This window comes from Phormidesmis sp. 146-12 (genome assembly GCF_052939495.1).
In genome coordinates, this window is sequence record NZ_JBJPHS010000080.1 from 1 (window position 1) to 18,001 (window position 18,001).

At 47.0% G+C, this 18,001-nt stretch carries 20 protein-coding genes; 9 read left to right on the plus strand and 11 right to left on the minus strand.

From position 1 onward, the window contains the following. Positions 1 to 237 precede the first annotated feature (237 nt). From ACKFKF_RS25570 to ACKFKF_RS25585, 4 genes are all read left to right on the plus strand, one after another. Positions 238 to 954 carry a DUF928 domain-containing protein gene (locus tag ACKFKF_RS25570; protein ID WP_446870256.1) on the plus strand — a complete coding sequence of 239 codons (717 nt, stop codon included), beginning with the start codon at positions 238 to 240 and terminating at the stop codon, positions 952 to 954. Between the two features lie 32 nt (positions 955 to 986). Continuing rightward, positions 987 to 3,137: a CHASE2 domain-containing protein gene (locus ACKFKF_RS25575; protein ID WP_446870257.1), complete on the plus strand. Its 2,151-nt coding sequence runs from the start codon at positions 987 to 989 to the stop codon at positions 3,135 to 3,137. 712 nt (positions 3,138 to 3,849) lie between these two features. Then, positions 3,850 to 4,716, plus strand: a complete 867-nt coding sequence (locus ACKFKF_RS25580; RefSeq protein WP_446870258.1) for a polysaccharide lyase — start codon at positions 3,850 to 3,852, stop codon at positions 4,714 to 4,716. A gap of 412 nt (positions 4,717 to 5,128) precedes the next feature. Further along, positions 5,129 to 5,962 (plus strand): cobyrinic acid a,c-diamide synthase, encoded by an 834-nt coding sequence (locus ACKFKF_RS25585; protein WP_446870259.1) that lies wholly within the window; start codon positions 5,129 to 5,131, stop codon positions 5,960 to 5,962. Between the two features lie 18 nt (positions 5,963 to 5,980). On the opposite strand, the gene ACKFKF_RS25590 is transcribed toward ACKFKF_RS25585, so the two are convergent. The 6 genes from ACKFKF_RS25590 to ACKFKF_RS25615 form a co-directional block, all read right to left on the minus strand. After that, positions 5,981 to 6,985, minus strand: coding sequence for an aspartate carbamoyltransferase catalytic subunit (locus ACKFKF_RS25590; RefSeq protein WP_446870260.1), 1,005 nt, complete (start codon positions 6,983 to 6,985; stop codon positions 5,981 to 5,983). A gap of 316 nt (positions 6,986 to 7,301) precedes the next feature. Continuing rightward, positions 7,302 to 8,000 carry a molybdopterin-dependent oxidoreductase gene (locus ACKFKF_RS25595; RefSeq protein WP_446858704.1) on the minus strand — a complete coding sequence of 233 codons (699 nt, stop codon included), beginning with the start codon at positions 7,998 to 8,000 and terminating at the stop codon, positions 7,302 to 7,304. Beyond that, positions 8,001 to 8,627, minus strand: a complete 627-nt coding sequence (locus ACKFKF_RS25600) for a cytochrome b/b6 domain-containing protein (RefSeq protein ID WP_446858703.1) — start codon at positions 8,625 to 8,627, stop codon at positions 8,001 to 8,003. Positions 8,628 to 9,103: 476 nt separating this feature from the next. Then, a complete protein-coding gene (locus ACKFKF_RS25605; protein WP_446870261.1) occupies positions 9,104 to 9,598 on the minus strand; it encodes a DinB family protein in 495 nt (164 codons plus the stop codon). Continuing rightward, positions 9,595 to 10,476: a DMT family transporter gene (locus tag ACKFKF_RS25610; RefSeq protein WP_446870262.1), complete on the minus strand. Its 882-nt coding sequence runs from the start codon at positions 10,474 to 10,476 to the stop codon at positions 9,595 to 9,597. Before ACKFKF_RS25610 ends, ACKFKF_RS25605 begins: the two co-directional genes overlap by 4 nt. Positions 10,477 to 10,657: 181 nt before the next feature. Further along, complete coding sequence (locus ACKFKF_RS25615; RefSeq protein WP_446870263.1) at positions 10,658 to 10,849, minus strand: hypothetical protein; 192 nt, start codon at positions 10,847 to 10,849, stop codon at positions 10,658 to 10,660. A 188-nt stretch (positions 10,850 to 11,037) separates the two neighbouring features. Between ACKFKF_RS25615 and ACKFKF_RS25620 the strand changes: the two genes are divergently transcribed. Next, the gene (locus ACKFKF_RS25620) at positions 11,038 to 12,483 is read left to right on the plus strand and encodes an aminotransferase-like domain-containing protein (protein WP_446870264.1); all 1,446 of its coding nucleotides are present in this window, start codon (positions 11,038 to 11,040) and stop codon (positions 12,481 to 12,483) included. A 247-nt stretch (positions 12,484 to 12,730) separates the two neighbouring features. Further along, positions 12,731 to 13,504, plus strand: coding sequence for a GUN4 domain-containing protein (locus tag ACKFKF_RS25625; protein ID WP_446870265.1), 774 nt, complete (start codon positions 12,731 to 12,733; stop codon positions 13,502 to 13,504). A 92-nt stretch (positions 13,505 to 13,596) separates the two neighbouring features. Here the strand turns inward: ACKFKF_RS25625 and ACKFKF_RS25630 are convergent, their stop codons facing one another. The 5 genes from ACKFKF_RS25630 to ACKFKF_RS25650 form a co-directional block, all read right to left on the minus strand. Then, the gene (locus tag ACKFKF_RS25630; RefSeq protein ID WP_446870266.1) at positions 13,597 to 14,679 is read right to left on the minus strand and encodes a glycosyltransferase family 4 protein; all 1,083 of its coding nucleotides are present in this window, start codon (positions 14,677 to 14,679) and stop codon (positions 13,597 to 13,599) included. A 289-nt stretch (positions 14,680 to 14,968) separates the two neighbouring features. Next, positions 14,969 to 15,145, minus strand: coding sequence for a hypothetical protein (locus tag ACKFKF_RS25635; protein WP_446870267.1), 177 nt, complete (start codon positions 15,143 to 15,145; stop codon positions 14,969 to 14,971). Continuing rightward, a complete protein-coding gene (locus ACKFKF_RS25640; RefSeq protein WP_446870268.1) occupies positions 15,146 to 15,331 on the minus strand; it encodes a hypothetical protein in 186 nt (61 codons plus the stop codon). A 442-nt stretch (positions 15,332 to 15,773) separates the two neighbouring features. Next, positions 15,774 to 16,391 (minus strand): cation transporter, encoded by a 618-nt coding sequence (locus ACKFKF_RS25645; RefSeq protein ID WP_446870269.1) that lies wholly within the window; start codon positions 16,389 to 16,391, stop codon positions 15,774 to 15,776. Between the two features lie 83 nt (positions 16,392 to 16,474). Beyond that, complete coding sequence (locus ACKFKF_RS25650) at positions 16,475 to 16,774, minus strand: ArsR/SmtB family transcription factor (RefSeq protein WP_446858692.1); 300 nt, start codon at positions 16,772 to 16,774, stop codon at positions 16,475 to 16,477. 260 nt (positions 16,775 to 17,034) lie between these two features. On the opposite strand from ACKFKF_RS25650, the gene ACKFKF_RS25655 reads away from it, so the two are divergent. The 3 genes from ACKFKF_RS25655 to ACKFKF_RS25665 all read left to right on the plus strand — a co-directional run bounded on the left by ACKFKF_RS25655 (position 17,035) and on the right by ACKFKF_RS25665 (position 17,918). Next, positions 17,035 to 17,199 carry a hypothetical protein gene (locus ACKFKF_RS25655; RefSeq protein WP_446870270.1) on the plus strand — a complete coding sequence of 55 codons (165 nt, stop codon included), beginning with the start codon at positions 17,035 to 17,037 and terminating at the stop codon, positions 17,197 to 17,199. Further along, positions 17,196 to 17,414, plus strand: coding sequence for a hypothetical protein (locus tag ACKFKF_RS25660; RefSeq protein WP_446858690.1), 219 nt, complete (start codon positions 17,196 to 17,198; stop codon positions 17,412 to 17,414). Before ACKFKF_RS25655 ends, ACKFKF_RS25660 begins: the two co-directional genes overlap by 4 nt. Positions 17,415 to 17,615: 201 nt before the next feature. Beyond that, positions 17,616 to 17,918, plus strand: a complete 303-nt coding sequence (locus ACKFKF_RS25665) for a hypothetical protein (protein WP_446870271.1) — start codon at positions 17,616 to 17,618, stop codon at positions 17,916 to 17,918. Positions 17,919 to 18,001: the final 83 nt, after the last annotated feature.

Sequence of the window (18,001 nt, forward strand, 5' to 3'; positions counted from 1 at the left end):
CCCCCAAAATTGGGGGGTTGGGGGGCAGAAGTGCCCAATAACGAAGCGAGAAAACGCCATCGAATTCACGTTAAATTTTTGTCCGAAAGTCCCCCACAATTGGCAGCTTGGGGGGCAAAAGCGCTCAACAACGAAGCCAAGGAACTTTATCGAGCTAGTCTCCCCTGAACAGCATTTTCCTGATCGACTATCGATCTTGTAGAAGAATAACCAATCAAAGATAGAGGCTGCCTGAAAATGAAAGCTTTTCGCCTTTTGACCGTCACAGCGCTGTTATTGACCAGCATCGGATTCGTCAATCCTGAAATCAGTGAAGCGCGATCGAGATTTGTCTTTCGGCCACCTCAACGCAAAAATCCCCCTTCAACTGCGGGTGCTGCTAGTCGGAGCGGTTTCTGTCCCGGTCAGCAAGAACCTTTGAGTGTGTTAGCACCTCGCGATCGGATCAACCTGACCAGCCGTGAGCAACTCACTTTAATGGCTTACATTCCAAAAACTTCAGCCCGATCGCTGCGGGTTGTTCTCGATATCTACCCCAGTTCTGGTAATAGCCGCCCCAAAAGATTTTACGAAGCGGTTGTTCCCGTTTCAAAAACCCCTGGCATTGTTCGGTTACCGTTGAGTAGTGCGACAACTCCCAAACTACAACCTGGTCAGCTTTATCGTTGGACAGTGGCGCTGCGATGCAGTGAGCAAGATCGGTCAGATGACACCGTATCCCGTGGATGGGTTGAGTATCTCCCAGTGAATACTACCCTTGCTCAAGCCCTCAAACAAGCCTCTCCAGAGCGTCGATCGTCGCTACTAGCAGAAGCAGGACTCTGGCACGATACCCTTCTCAGCCTGGACGAAGCGCGCAACCCTAACAATGCAGCCTGGAAGAACGACTGGAAATCACTCCTGACAGTAGCAGGGCTAGAATCACTCTCAAACGCCCCCAGGATTGACAAATGATTAGATTTGCAGGAATCTGCATCCCGCCTGCTATGAAACGCTTAAAACAACAACTCTGGCAAGGGCGCGGCGTTCTGATTGCGGCTCTAAGCGTCACAGCGATCGTGCTGTTGGTGCGTCTGAGCGGCAGCTTACAATTTTTAGAATGGGCAATGTTTGATCACTGGGTGCGCTTGCGGCCGTCGGAGGCTCGTGAGACGCGCATTACCCTTGTAGGAGTGACCGAATCCGATGTTCAGCGCTATGGCACTCCGCTCACTGACGAAACGCTTGCCGCAGTCCTCGAAAAGCTCAGACAACATCAACCTGCTGCGATCGGACTCGATTTGTATCGAGATATTCCCGTGGGAAGGGGCTACGATCGCTTAGTTAAAGTGTTTAGATCAACGCCCAATCTAATCGGGGTGCAAAAGGTGGTCAGTAGTGCCGCGAGTGGTTCTGTTGCGCCTGCTCCCGTGTTACAGCAGTTAAACCAAGTTGCGGCGAATGATGTGTTACTAGATGCCGATGGCAAAATTCGACGCGGACTGTTGAGCGTCATGGACGGCGATATAGCAGTGCCCAGTTTTGCAGCCATGCTCTCGACGCTCTATCTAGAAAAGCAAGGCATCTTTCCCGAAGAAGTTGCCGATTCGCAGGTAAAGCTGGGAAAAACGATCGTTGCTCCCTTTCAAGAACACGATGGCGGCTATGTTGGTGCAGAAATCGGTGGCTACCAAATTTTACTTAACTATCGCGGCGGCAGAAATAGCTTTGATCACGTCTCAGTTCAGCAAATTCTCGAAGGAACCGTCGATCCAAACCTTCTCAAAGGGCGCATTCTGATCATCGGTGCAACAGCCGAAAGCTTGAAGGATTCGTTTCTCACCCCTTACCGTGACCCCATGTTGGGAGTTGAGATTCATGCAGCGCTAACGAGTCAGTTGATCAATACTGCGCTGTTCGATCGTCCTCTTATTCAATCTTGGTCAGACATAAATGAGGGCATTTGGATCTTTTCGTGGTCCGTCATTGGGGCATTGCTCGTTTGGCGACGATCGCGACGCTTTGATTCTCTACAACTGTTAGTCAAGTTTTTAGCTGCGACGGTTATCTTAGGTGCGATTAGCTATCTTGTTTTCCTAAAAGGCTGGTGGATTCCGATTGTTCCGGCAGGGTTGTCATTAGCTGGGGCAACGGTCGCCATCACCGCCTTTCAAGCACAATCCTCTTCCCAACTGCGTAAAACCTTTGGGCGCTACTTAACCGATGAAGTCGTCACCCAGCTACTAGAAACGCCAGAAGGCTTGACCTTAAAGGGCGAAAAGCGCAAAGTAACCACGCTAATTTCTGACTTGAGAGGCTTTACCCATCTCTCCGAAAAGCTTGCGCCCGAAGAAGTAGTTCGGATGCTCAATCTCTACCTGAGCGACATGACGCGCGTCATTAAAAGCTATGGGGGCACGATCAATGATTTAACCGGGGATGGAATTGTGGTTCTCTTTGGTGCGCCACTCCAGAAAGTAGATGATGCAGAACGAGCGGTAGCCTGTGCGATCGCAATGCAGCTCGCCATGACATCGGTCAATCAACGCAACCAGGAACTCAACCTACCCGTTCTAGAGATGGGCATCGGACTCAACACCGGAGAGGTCGTCGTCGGTAATATTGGGTCTGAAGATCACACCAAATACACGGCGATCGGAAGTCATGTGAATCTTGCTGCCCGAATTGAATCTTTTACAACGGGTGGACAAGTTTTAATTTCGCCCAATGTTTGGCAAGAAGTTCGGGAAATTGTCACCGTTGAGAGCCAAACCGAAGTTTTGATGAAAGGGATGACAACCCCTACAATGCTTTATGAGATCAGCGCGATCGCGGGTTGCCACACACTAAATCTGCCCAGTAGACCGTTGATCCTCAAGCAGTTGGCAAGCCCGATCGTGGTACGAGGTTTTCTTCTGGATGGCAAACATTTAACAGACCAGCAGGTTTGCGGAGAACTGGTTCGTCTATCTCACAAAGTGGCTCACCTCCAAACAGTTCAAACGCTTTTACCTCTAACTAACTTAAAGCTAAACTTAGCTCTAGCAGATTCTGAAGTTGAAGTTTATGCAAAAGTATTAAATCAAAAGGTTGATCAAGGAACAGGCTACTACATCCAATGGACAACGGTGGCACCGGAGCTGGCGTTATTGTTATAGAGAAAATAGGCTGACGTTGTGTGATCCCTTGCGGTTGAGCTACTGCAAGCTTACAAAATCAACTTTCTAGTATCTTCTGTCGATCGAGATCAGATATGAAATTGAACCATCTTTTTGCTTATCTAATTGGATTCATTGCTCTAGTATTATCCTTTCTTGTTTATATTCAATATATAGACCAGTTAGGTTTTCCTGATGGTTTTATAACTGAACTGCAATACGCACAGAGGCGACTAGCTTATATATTCATTGGAATCAGTATTACTCTAAGTTCGTACTGTACCTATTTGGGCATAACCTCTCGACAAAAAGAAATCAGTAAAAAGCTGTCCGCTGTCACCATTTTGTATTTGATTTCTGTAATTGCTACAGTAATGGTTGACTATTACTACCGCTCACATCTAATTAATAGTACTGGTGGCTAAAGCAATCTCACAGTTCATGAACTAGCCTCACGTTTAGACTGTCCTTCAGGATGCATTCTTGATTATTTTGTTGGTTGATTCGATCGTGGACTGGTTAGAATTTAGCCAAATAAGGACTTGAAAATAAACCTTAACGGCAACTTATTCAAGGTTTAATACGGATTTATTCTGAGATTTGTCAGCTTCGCTAGTATAAAGTAGTGCCTGTTTCGCCTATGTCTAAACGTTTGTTGACAGCCGAAAACCGCTCAGGGCAGGTCTCTCATCTTAGTAGCAGAGGAAATCCTGTGAAACTTTGTCACATCTTGACAACGATCGCCTTGATGTCGCTTACCTTAAATAGCTGCCATTATTTCACCTCAGCAACGGCTGTGCAGTCAGACTCACCCGACGACTCAACTGAAATTGCGGCCGCGCGAAGTCCTACCCCGATCTGGTCAGGCACCTTTGATCAGGCAAACTGGCGGCAGCAGTGGAAAGTGCAAAATCAGGCGAGTTGGGGCTGGCAAAATTTTGAGGTCGTTCCCGATTCGACCCGTCGGTTTTCTAAAGTGCTGCGCGTCTCATATCCCAAGGGATCTGCCAGTCCTGAGTCGGCCCGCAAGGGTGGAAGCGCGATCGGTGGTGGGCAATTTTTAGCGAGTTTGGGCATCAAACCTGCTGACAAACTGCGTCTGAGCTACTTTGTCCGATTCTCCAAAAATTTTGATTTCGTCAAAGGTGGCAAGCTCCCCGGACTTTTTGGCGGTGTAGCTAACAGTGGCGGCAAAACGCCCGACGGGACAGACGGATTTTCGACCCGCTATATGTGGCGACGGGATGGAGCAGGCGAAGTCTATGCCTACCTGCCCACCAGCAAAGAGTACGGAACGTCACTCGGTCGCGGAGCCTGGAACTTTGAACCCGGAGTCTGGTATCGATTAGAGCAGGAAGTAACCCTCAACCGACCCGGTAAAAAAGATGGTCGAGTCCGCGTGTGGATCAATGGCAACCAAGTTTTTGAACAAGCAGGCGTGGTCTTTCGATCGACTTCAACCTTAAAAATCAATGGCTTGTTTTTCTGCACATTTTTTGGGGGAAGTGATAAGTCGTGGGCTACTCCCAAGTCTGTGTATGCTGATTTTGCCAACTTTTCAGTGACAGCAGGTAGCTAGATTTTCCGTAGATTCACACCTTTTCATCCCTGCCATCCTGATGGGGACTTTTTGTATGGAAAAACAGATTAGGACAGTTCAAACGGCAACCACTTGCTGCTAACAAGGCGTGAATTCGTTGAAGTTTTTTCGCTTCGTCGTAAAGCATGTCTGCCCCCACGCCGGGAAACTCTCAAGATTTCTGGATCAAAGTCCCTCACGGGTGGAGAATTTAGGGGGCGTTCCCGAATGGAGAATCGCATTGGAGGATCTGATCGAATTCGCGTTAACAGCGGGTAGAACGTAAGCGTTTGAAGTAAGCTGCGTAGGGCATACTAATGCTCACACTCCAATTTCGCCCTTTACATGGTTTCCAGTGGAGAATTTAGGTTTATAAAATCACTGCTAGCCTTCGCAGGATTAGCTTTAGGGAATGAATCAGCGAATTGAGATAGAATCCATTTCTTCGAGTTACCCATCAGGGGTCGCACAACCTCACGGATCTTTGCCTCAAAGTGAAATTGAAAACATTCTAAATAAGCTTCCATCTGAGGCAAAACAGTGGGCCGAAAGCTTGCCCTGGAATCAACGTCGATATGTCCTTTCGCTGTGTCATTTACTCTGTGCAGCGACTCCTGATACTCAAGCAGAATTTCTAGATGAATATACTGCCAACGGACTGATTGCCAGACTGGTTGAGAATCGAGAGATTCAGCAAAAAGTTAAAGACAATCTCCAAAAGTTTCACATCCAGATAAGATTAACAGAAACAGTCGTTAGAAGCTATATTCGACAGTTTTATATTCACTCAGTGCAGGATGCGCGTCGTAAGCCTGACTTATTTTTAGAATCTGCTTTACGAATTGTCGCCAGCACTGAAGAACGTAACAATATTTTTAACTACATTTTGGGATTTGAACTATTAAAAATGATCTTTAAGATGAGTTGGCTTCAGCATGAGAAACTCTATCGGCTACAAAGAAATCAAGAGGAGTTTCTCACAACTTATATCAAACCAGTTCAACATGCTCATCGCATCAATCAAATCATCATTCCGAAAGACGAAAAGCTGTTTTTTGCTCGTCGAGACTACTTCGTGCAAAAGCCTACAATCTCAGATAGAAAGCTGGTTGAGCTAGCGATCGCTACCTTCACCACCGAAGTCACGACTAGTTTTGGCTTTTCGATTATCCGCCATCCCGGATCACTGGCTTTTAGCTACGAAGAGATTTTTGTGCGTGAACAAGACTTAATTTTTCCAAATTAATCAAAGTTGAAAACGGCATTATCTTCCGCTAATTTCTTTGCCGCCTCCCATCAAATAAAGTAACGCCATTCGCACAGCAACCCCGCTGGTTACCTGTTGTGAAATCAAACTAAACTGCGGATCATCCATCAAATCAGAGCTAATTTCTACTCCCCGATTGACCGGGCCGGGATGCAAAACTTTTACCTGCGATCGACAGTGTTGAAGGCGATCGCGCGTCACGCCAAACTGTTGGTGATATTCTCGCAAACTGGGCAACAAATGGCTGGTCATTCGCTCTTTTTGCAGCCGCAAAGTCATCACAAAATCAGCATCCTGAAGAGCGGGATCAAGTGTCCAATGAATAAAGAGTTTGCGATCTAAAGAATTGTCGGATTCTTCTACGTAATCAGCAAACCATTTGGGCAACAAAGTTGGCGGTGCCGCTAAATGCACTTCAGCCCCACTAGCCGTCAGACTCCAGATATTAGAACGAGCGACGCGAGAATGTAAAATATCACCGACGATCGCGATCTTTTTGCCTTTTAGTAATGACAATCGTGGGTTTTCTGAGTCGAGCAAGGTGCAAATCGTAAACAGATCTAGCAGCGCTTGAGACGGGTGTTCGTGCTGTCCATCCCCGGCATTCAACACGCCCACTTTCACGCCTAGACGATCCATTTCGGCGGCGATCGCTTGCGGCACTCCCGCTTCTTTGTGGCGAATCACCATCATGTCGGTGCCCATCGCCAGATAGGTTTTTGCGGTGTCTAAAATCGTTTCTCCTTTGCTCAGAGAAGACGTGCCGGGGGCGAAATTGAGCGTATCGGCAGAGAGACGTTTGGCGGCGAGTTCAAAACTGCTGCGGGTACGGGTCGAAGATTCAAAAAACAGGTTGGCGACGACTTGACCTTGCAGCGTAGGCACTTTTTTGGTGCGGCGAGACAGCACTTCTCGAAAGCTACTGGCCGTTTGCAGCACGATGTCGTATTCCGCAGGGGAAAAGTCTGCGAGAGAAAGTACATGATGACGAGTCCAAGACATGAAAATTGTGAGGAACGATACAGCAAAAATAAATCACTCAAATATTCATAACGCAAAACGACTGCCTTCCCACCATCCTATGCTCGAATCTTATGAAAGACCGCTAAAAGGAGGTTTAGAAAAAGATTTCTGGCGTTGCTAAGTAAAGGGATGAATTTATGAGGAGTGTCAAGCTTTTCGCCTCTAAGTCTCCCATTCTGAGTGACTTTGAACGATTACCTTTAACCCATTTCAATGAACTTCACACTGTGAGCCAGTACTTCGGTGCAGGGCGATTGAGTGTATGAACGACTAATTTTTAAGCATCCTCTAAGACTTACAATCCGGCAAACCATTCGTAGCCTTGATCTTCCCAATAGCCTTTGCGGGGAAATAGGCTGTTGGTTAGTGTAATGCGCGTCACCCATTTACTTTGTTTGTAGCCGAGTTTGATCGGGGCAGCCAGTCGGAGCGGGGCCCCATAGTCGATCGCCAGTTTCTCCCCATTTTTCTGATACGCCATCAAGGTTTGAGGATGCAGACAGGAGGCTAAATCCCAACTTTCGTAGTAGCGATCGGCTGACTGAAAGTACACATATTTCACGCTTTCTTTGGGCTGTGCCAGGGTGATCAAATCGCGCAAACGCACGCCGCCCCACTGCACGATCGCCGCCCATCCCTCGACGCAGACATGACGAATCACCATCGAAGTCAACGGCAGTTTGTAAATATCATCAAGACTAAGCTGCATGGGTTGATTGACCTCGCCATCGATCGTTAATCGAAAGGTTTTTGGATCAATTTCGGGCGTAAATCCGAAGGTATTAATAATTAGCTTGTTTGGCTCAATTTTGCTAATCGGAAATTCTGGAACGGGCGTTTGCGGCTTGAGTAATAATTCTTCAACTCGTTGGTTAAGAGGTTCAGAAACAATCCCCACAAGGTCAGCCAGCGGACTCAACGCACAGCCACCGAGCAGCAAACCACCACTCGACAAACCCGCAGTTTTTAGAAATTGGCGACGGTTAACTTGCATTTAGTCCTCGATCTTTAATCTGCGCCAAAACATCGATTCAAGTAACGGAGAGCCACCGACTTTGAGGGCGAGCAGGGAATGCACGATCGCAAACACAATCACCGTCGGCACCGTCATAAAATGCACCACGCGCATCGATTGCCAATCGCCAAACATTTCCACAATCCAGGGAAACTGAGCAGGTTTGTACATGCCCATACCGCTGAGAATCGAGAGGAGGAGAATGGGAACGATCGCGGTATAAACCACCCGATGCCAGGCGTATGCTTTGCGTTTGGGATTTTTGCCGATTTGCAGTGCTTTGAGATCGTTGAATCCGACAAAACGATGTTTCCAGCGACGGCTAATCAGAATGTAGAACCCATACCAGAGTAGGTTGAGAGAAAATAGCCACATGCCAAAAAAGTGCCAGTCTCGACCGCCAGCCAGCCAGCCTCCTAGCAAAAAGATCGGCGGAATCTCCAGCCCGGCTCGTCCTCCAAAAACGGGGTTGGCGTTGTAGATTTGCAGTCCGCTGGTCAACATAATCGACAAACTGACCACATTTGCCCAATGAAATACTTTGGCTAGAATCGCTTGTTTGGGCAACAGGGGCGGCTTTGAGCTTTGAGCGGAGTCAGCAGTCATGGTCAAACAATCCGGTATTCTCCCTCACTATTGTCATACAAATTACCAAAAAACGTGAGTGTAGCAGTCTCAGTTTGAGCTATCCGCTAGGAGTTTTTTCAGAAGTTCGATGAAGGTTTTCACTGCGTTGTTTAGTGCTTTTGCCCCAAGCTGCCAATTATGGGGATTTTAAGGCAAGTGTTCTGGCTTAGGATCGTCAATTGAATAAGATCGATGATTGCCTGGTTGCTTCGCCCCCTAAATCCCCCATTCTGGGGGACTTTGAGAAAGCAGACATTCTAGAATTTAAGGCAGTTTCGCGGTTCAAAGTCCGCCAAATTTGGGGGATTTAGGGGGCTGAAGCTGAATTAAACGAAGCGAAACCGCAAGAATTACAGGTTGTTTAATTCACGATCCTTAAGGTTTCGTACTGAGGGATTTAGGAGTCATTTTCGAGTGAATCACTACAGAGAAGCATTTCTCGAATTCACGTTGAGCTAGGTCAAACCAGGCAGGTAAGGCAAATCGGTGGTTCCTACTGGATATCCAAGTTGGGTGAGCAGGGTTGTCAATTGACCGCGATGGTGAGTTTGATGGTTAAAAAAGTGGGTGACTAATAGCCAAGCGGGACGAGTGTAAGAATTAACGGGCTGAGTGACACTAGTGTAGGTAAAAGGCTCGTTGAGCCATGAATCTGAAAGTTGAGCCGCCCAGGTGAGAATCTGGCGATCGCTCCTCTCACGTTCTTGGCGAAGTTCCTCAAAATCAGCGTACAAATCTTGATCGAGTCTGGCGACAAAGGGAGTTTGGGTAAAGCGTCCCAACCAGATGCGATCGCCCACCAAAATATGATTTAGCGTACCGTGAATGGACTTGAAGAATGCACCTAGATCTTCTTTGCGCTTGGCATCGGGAATGTTGGCACAGATTTCATACAGGTTTTGATTCATCCAATGGTTGTAGGCGGCCAGGGTGGTGTAGTAATTGTTCATATTGGCTCACTGCGAACTACCTTTGATCTTCTGCCAAAATGCACCGTTGTCAAGACGATCGCTAATACTAAAAACATTTCGCCAGAAAGCCGTTCAGAAAAGAGAATTGCAGCGGCAAAAATTGTCACAAATGGTTGAAGTAACTGAAGTTGACCAATTTTAGCAATACCGCCCATTTCTAACCCTCTATACCAGGCAAAGAATGCTAGAAACATACTAATGAGACTGACATAAAGAAAGCCAATCCACGCAGATAAGACATTGTGATCGCTGGAAATCGTCACGGTCGAGCAAAAGAGAGGAATCGCGATCGGTAATGAGAAGACCAACGCATAGCAGATCACACGCCAACTGCTGATTTCTTTCGCTAATCTGGCTCCTTCTGCATACCCAAAGGCTGCGCTGATGACTGCGAACAATAAAGCAATATCTGCCTTGTGTAAAACGCCGCCACTGAGGTCAATGGAATAAAGCACGATCGCTGAACTGCCAATCAATCCTGAAATCCAATATCCCAAAGATGGTTTTTCTTTAGCAAGAATGACGGCAAACAAGGCGGTGAATAAAGGAATCAGACCAACGACGATCGCGCCATGAGAAGCCGGAACAGATTCCATTGCATAAGCGCTAAACAATGGGAAGCCAAATACAATTCCCAATGCTACTGTGATCAGTCGTCGAGCTTGTCGAGGCGTTGGTTTTCTGCTTTTGGTGATTACGAGTAGTAATAGACTGAGTATGCCAGGAATAATCGCTCGACCCACACCAACAGCAACGACTCCAAACAAAGGAATAGCCGCTTTTGTCGCAGGTAACGTCAAACCAAATCCACAAACGCCTAAAAGCCCAAACAGGGATGCCTTAAATTCGTCTTTCATTCAAAAATGCTGAATGTGAGCTTTGACGATCGCATCTGACGTAAATTCAATCATTGGATGCAAGTCAAAAATTTTGTCTTAAAGTTCCCCAGAATTGGCAGCTTGGGGAGCAGAAGTCTTGAACAACGCAGCGAAAAAACTTGCTCAAACTGACCTCATTTGAATTCTCCAGCAGCTTCAACTACCAATTGTGATGTTGATCCAGCCAAGCCCGAACTTCTGCTTCAGAGTTAAGGGTGCTAGAGGTTTGATTGGTTGGATTGTAGATTTGATAGTAAGTGTTGCCGCAGCGATCGCGCTTCTCTGTAATTCTCGGTTCTAAACTTGTTGTCATTGCATTCATTAATCCATGAAAAACTTGACGGAAACGCATTGCTGATTCTCCTGTGTTACGATTTCAAACATTCAATTTTTGAGTTACTCTACGATTCATTTTCTCTGATCTTTCTTGAGCAAAACAGAGGCAGTTAAGCTAAATTGTGATGGGTACAGTTCTAGTTGGGACAACTGTAATGGTTGAGATCGCCCCAAACTGTATTGGTTCCCCTCAAAAGAACAGCTATGAAAGTCGAACTAATCGAAAAATCTCAGGACAAAAACCTCTACCAACAAGTCGCCGATCGACTTCGCAAACTGATTCTTGAAGGAACGCTACAACCGGGCGATCGTCTACCTTCTGTTCGCAAACTGCATCAACAACTCTCCGTTAGCATCTCTACAGTTCTCGAAGCTTACCGATTGTTAGAAGACCAGGGATGGATTGGAGTGCGCCCCCAGTCGGGATACTTTGTCAAATTGCGCTTGATCACACCCGCCGAACCCAATCAGTCTGAATTGCCCAAACCCAACTTGCCTGTCGAAGTTTCTCTCGCTTACCGACTCGGCGTGACCAAACTTGACCCTACACAAATCAACTTAGGGGCAGCTGTTCCTAGCGTGGAATTGTTGCCGATCGCCACCCTCAATCGCCTTATGAATCAGGTAATTCGCGCCCATGCCGACGCAGTTCATTCTTATTCGCAACCCAAAGGCTGTGAGAGCCTGCGTCACGAAGTTGCCAGGCGGTTGATGGAGGCTGGGTGTTCGGTTAATCCCGATGCAATGGCGATTACCAATGGGACAGCAGAAGCGGTTTATTTGTCCCTTCGAGCCGTGACTCAGCCAGGGGATGTAGTCGCGATCGAGTCCCCTTGCTATTACGGTCTGCTCGAAGCTCTGGGTGCCCTTCATCTCAAAGCTTTAGAATTACCCACTCATCCCAAAGAAGGCATTTCTCTAGAGCATTTGGCAGCCGCTTTAGAAAAGCGTCAGATTGCGGCCTGTGCTCTGGTGACAAACTTTAGCAATCCTCTGGGAAGTTGTATGAGTGATCTCAAAAAGAAAAAACTGATCACTTTGTTGGATGAATACGATGTGCCGCTGATCGAAGATGATATCTATGGAGATTTGTATTTTGAAGGCACTCGGCCCAAAGCGGTCAAAGCCTTTGATACTCAGGGACGTGTTTTGTATTGCGCCTCTGTTAGCAAAACCCTTTCCCCTGGATTGCGCGTCGGTTGGGTCGTGCCAGGACGCTATCAAATGCAAATCGAACAACTCAAAATGACCATGAATTGGACAACTGCGATCGCCCCCCAACTCACGGTGGCCGCCTTTCTCGCTAGTGGAGGATACGATCGCCATTTGCGTCATCTGCGGCGCGCTTATCAGCAACAAGTCGATCGCATGACTCAAGCAATCTGCGAATATTTTCCACCCGAAACAAAGGTGACGCGCCCCAACGGTGGCTATGTGGTGTGGTTAGAATTGAGCAGTCATTTTGATGCCATGATTCTATATGAACAAGCTCTCGAACAACACATCAGCATTGCTCCCGGTGTCATGTTCTCGCCCTTTGGCAACTATCAAAACTGTCTGCGCCTCAATTGTGGAATTCCCTGGAGTCAGGAAGTCGATCGGGCAATGCAAACCCTGGGAGCGCTGATCAAACAACAGTTGTCCAGATAAAGTTTTTCGCTTGACCTTGAATTGTCCCTACCTGGGCATTCTGAAAATAGGCGAATTTGATGGAAGTGACTCGCTGCGGTTGTTAATTCAGGCAGATCCCTAGATCCCCCACGAGTAGAGGACTTTGAAGCAGAATTCTTCTCTGAAAGTCCCCCAAAATTGGCAGCTTGGGGAGCAGAAGTGCCGAGCAACGCAGCGAAACCCCCTCATCGAATTTACGTTAAAAATCAAGACGATCGCATTCACGATGACCAACCAACCTCAACACGATGATGCCGTCTTGGGCGGGTCTCAAGTTCCGACGGGAGCGCTGATTTTAGGCGGATTTGAGGGACTGAGACGACGCTTAAAAAGTCCGATCGCCACCCACCGATCTGCCGCGCTGATCGAATCTCTTCAGTCTGGAGAGCGAGGATTAAACTTGGTGATTCGGGCGCTTAACGATCGCTCAGAAGAGGTTCGGCAAAGTGCTTATTTGCTGCTCAAAGACCGATCAGAACCAAGAGTTCTCAAAGCAATTCAACAGTATTACGTCAGCTTGAACTATGAATATCTGCGAAGTCTTTTGGCAGCAAAACGGTGGCAAGAAGCCGATCAAGAAACAAAAGTCGCTATGTTCAAAGCCTGCGGATTGCGGTTGACCGATCTCTCCGAGATACCCGCAAGGGGTCGCTTGACTTCAGAACGCATTGCGATCGACTTTCCCTGTCAAGATTTACAGATTCTCGATCAGCTTTGGATGGACTACAGCGGCGATCGGTTTGGCTTTAGTGTGCAGTCTGCTTTTTGGCAAAAAATAGATGCAACCTTTTGGGATAAATCAGAAGTTTGGAGTCGGTTTGGCGATCGAGTCGGCTGGCGGGTCAATCGTTTGATCGATCACCATTGGAAACGCTACGACCAACTGACATTTAACCTGGAAGCACCGAGAGGTCACTTGCCCTACTTAGGCGACGAATTTGGCATTTTTACAATAGAAGCGATCGCAACTCGAATACGTTCTTGCACGCTAGAAAACTAACTAGAATTCAAAATAAAACTGAGTTTTTGAATGGAGAATGATCAACTATAAACGGTTAATTAATCACTCTCCTAACAGCTAAATGTTTACCGCTAATTTAACAACGTTGCAACGGTGCGACTGCGACTGTGACCATTTTGAGCAAAGCGATCGACCAAAAGTTGACGATACACTGCCTCATACCCATCCACCATTTGTACAACATCAAAATGATTGGCAATGTGATCACGACAAGCCTGACGATCGATAGTATGCACCCGATCAAGCGCATCGATACATTCGTCAACGCTGTGACACAAAAATCCTGTCTTACCGTGAACGATGATTTCGGACGTAGATCCTAGCTCCATCGCGATCACAGGCGTTCCGGCGGCCATCGACTCCACCATCACCAAGCCAAACGGTTCTCGCCAGGTAATCGGAAACAGAGTCGCCACCGCATTCCCCATCAGCGTATTTTTTTGAACGTGATTGGCTTCCCCTAAATACTCAATCTGCTTGCCGTCAATGTGGGGTTTGATCAGCTCCTCATAATACTCAACGTCTACGCGATCGACCTTGCCCGCAATCTTTAAATGCCAGCCTGTGCGTTTTGCGATCTCGATCGCCGTGTGAGTTCCCTTTTCTGGTGAAATACGCCCTAAAAAAGCCAGATACGGGTCTTGATCTGGCTGCGAATAGAATTTATGACTATTTGTATTAATACCGTTATAGACCGTCGCGACATAATTTAAGCCTAATCTCGGTTCTCTTTGAGTGTTTGAAATACTGACATAAGGTTGGTTACGAGCATGTTTAAAAAGCTTTTCGTTATCCATTGTAAAAGCCCCGTGGAGGGTATGTACCGTGGGCGTTTTGACGAGAGGCGCACAGGGCAAAGCAGCACAACCGATGTGAGAATGAATGATGTCAAACTCTTGCGATCGCTGATACACCTCGCTCAATTGCAACATTTCATAAATCGCATGTTCTTTGACATTGCCATCTAACCGCAGCGCACGGGGATGAACCGCCTCGATCTCAGCCAAACTGTGAGAATCACCACTGGCAAACAATGTCACCTCATGACCTCGACGCACTAACTCATCCGTGATCAAGCTGACGACTAACTCAGCCCCCCCATAAGCAGGAGGAGGAACACTTTCCCAAAGGGGCGCAATCTGAGCGATTCGCATATACAAGTCTCCAGATTTACAAAAAAAATATTATCTGGTTATGACTTTACAAAACACTTAGAGATTTTTCATCCAACCGTGGGAGGATTACTGAGTGATACTTTTGTCAATGAGTTAGAGAACGCCTAGCGATCGAGCCAAACAATACCCTGGCTAGATGCCAATGTCGCTGCCAACTATACTGAGAGCAATGGAGGTGAGCGAAAACAAACTAACCCCCCTGGAGCATGGGAACGGCACTCCCGATCGTCGATCCTACAAACAATCTCAAATCTAATAATTAGTCGGGTCATTCGATCGCCTCAGCGAGGGTTAGTTCGATGAATTTTTTTGCTGCAATCACATAAACGGTGGCATCAGCGAAGGAAGAAGTGGTGCCCGATTTCGCTTGAGACCGATAGATGTAAGGCAACTCGGTGTCGGTCGGGGTGCCATAGCACGGAATCAGATGCAGGTCGATTGCCAATCACTGCTGAGGGACTTGCGTAGAAATAACCTCCCAATGCCTCTCTAGCTCTTCGACTCGTTGCTCTAACACCTTGATGCGTTGCAGTAATCCTTCCACTAAGGCAATCACCGCATCTTCTCCCTGAGCATACACGGCACAGATTTCTGCTCGACTGATTTCTCGCTTCGGAGGGGTCTCGCTCAATGTCTTTGCCTCTTGCACCTGCCCGCTTCCCAAAAGCGTAGTGCCTCTCTTGCCCGATCCCTCAATTCGTTACTAAGATTTAAGCCTGAGTAGTTACTTTCTGTTCATTGCTCTGGATCTCTGTAATCTTCTGCTGCGACTGATTTACAAGAGATTGGAATTTGTCTGCAAAGCCGACCATGACGATAACCTTGCTGTCTTTTGAGCAAGCCATAACTCAGAAAGGGAGAATCATTGTTCTCACGCTGGGTTATGAGCTAACGTCTTCAAGCTTTGACATCCCAACCTAGAATCCTGAACTGCTGTCTATACCTAGATTTAAGCAGGCCAACGTTCGTGTTCAGCGGCGGCTAACATCCTTCGCATCCCACCCATAACCTCTGTTCCGTCTGCTGCAACACTATTGTTAGACTGCGATCACTATTGCACGATTGGAAACTTACTATGCCTGCTGCATCTCTCTCCAAGACTGCGAAAGCACTTTCCCTGACGACTTTGCAAAAACAAACGTTAACAACAAACCTACGGCTAAATCTGGAAGTACAGAGTGCGTCAGAAAAACTAACCCTGCTGCCACAAGAACGGACGTATTCGCAATGATGTCATTTCGTGAACACAACCACACAGAAGACATATTTAAATTATCCTCTCGGTGTCTAGTCAACAGCAGCAGACAGAATAAATTGGCAAGTAACGCTAAAACTCCAACCGTACTCATGATAGCTGCTTCCGGGATTGTGCCCGCAAATAGTTGATAGCTTGCTCTTGCAAAAACTGCAATTGCAAACAAAAACATGATGATTCCTTTGAGAAATGCTGACCCAGCCTGAGCTTTACTGCCCTTGTTAATGACATATAAACTGCTGGCATAGACCAACGCATCACCCAACATATCGAGTGAATCTCCGGTTAAGGATAGCGAATCTGCTCGAACTCCTGCCCCGAACTCAATGACGAACATTCCCAGATTAATGAACAGCACCGCCCAAAGCACCTTGGCTTGCTGTTTTTTCAGTTTTGATAGCTCACTACTCTTATTTTGGCAACAATTGTCGCTCATAGCCCACTTTTTACTCAAACATTCAAACTAATATTAGAACGTTACTGCAAAAAAGTCTACATTCAAACCAACACTGGAATGTTTCACTCGGCAAGTTGCTTTAAAGCGTGGCAAAGAATCTCAGCTACACGCTGGTCTTTCAAGGAGTAGTAAGCGAGTTTGCCATCGTTTCTGTACTTCAAGATTTTGAGGTCGCGCAGTTTTCGCAGGTGATGAGAGGCAGACGCGATCTTGCCTTCAAGCAGGGAAGCCACATCACAGACACAAAGCTCTTGACCGTCGCTGAGAGCATGGAGAATCTTCAAGCGTGACTTATCTGCCAAAGCACCGAAAAGAACTTGAGCATTTTCCAGAAGATCGTCTTCTGGCAGTGCGTCACTCACCTGAGTAACTAACTCCGCGTTAAAACATCGAACTTGGCAAACGTCGCTTGGCTTGGCTTTAGTCACAAATCTTGACGGGCACGAGTTTTACAACTTAATTCTAGTTAATTACAGTAACTTACGGAGGCGTTCATCATTGTACACCGTCAGCTTTGCTGTGGGGTCTTGAAAGCCGGAATCAGACCCCAAATACTTTCGATAGCCTGGCTTCCTTATTCTCCTTGCACTAACTCAGGGAGAAATTAACATAGCAGTCAGGAATGTTTTTCCTTGGCTCGATCGCGCTCACCGTTGAGTTGCACTTCTCAATGGGCAGACACTATCGAGTCCGGGCGACTTTGGATTTGCAGGAGCGGTTTCTAATGGTGTCGTCTGGCATTCTGCCGGACATTGGCGACAGTATTGACGACTCTGTGCCTAGTTGAGCGCGATCGTCTCCAATCAACTCGCCCTGCTCAAGTGGGATGGCAGCAGTGACTTGATCACCGAGTACCAGGTGATTCGCATCTTGCCCAACTATCATCTTCAGCGACCCCTTGCGGGTAACTTGAAGAGATCGTTCACTCGATTTGACTGGGTGATGGATGACCCTGCTCTGATTCAGGTGAAGGAACTGAACAACAATGTCATTCAACTGTAGGATAGGCGTTGCTGAATCACAGAATGAATTGCCCTCAATCTGGAGGGGAACCAAACGTTCAAAGTCCCCCAATTTTGGGGGATTTAGGGGGCGAAAAGATGGACACTTCTTACAGATTTATCCCTTCAATCAGCAACGCCAGGATACGACGATAGAAAAGATTGAGATCTGGCATCCGTCCCAACCCCCACCCCGCCATTTATGACAGGCTTATTTTGGAAGTTTTTTGAAAGAGGCTACACTCCTGACTCAGTTGGGCTTCTAACCCATTTCAATGGATTTTGCACCGTTAGCCCCGGATTGATTCGAGGGCGGGTTACTCGGAAAGTTGCAAGATTTCAGTTTACAAATACCGCTTTTGCGATCGCAAATACAACTCACCTATTCATCAATACTGCTTTTACGATCGCAGTTTCTAAACGCACAAAGACAAATACTGCTTTTGCGATCGCAAATACAACTTTGATGAAGACAAATACTACTTTTGCAATGACTAATCACTAACCACTCATAACAAAACATGAATTCGATGATCATCCTTCGCTACGGTTGCCCATCCGGGCAGCCCCCTAAATCCCCCACAAGTG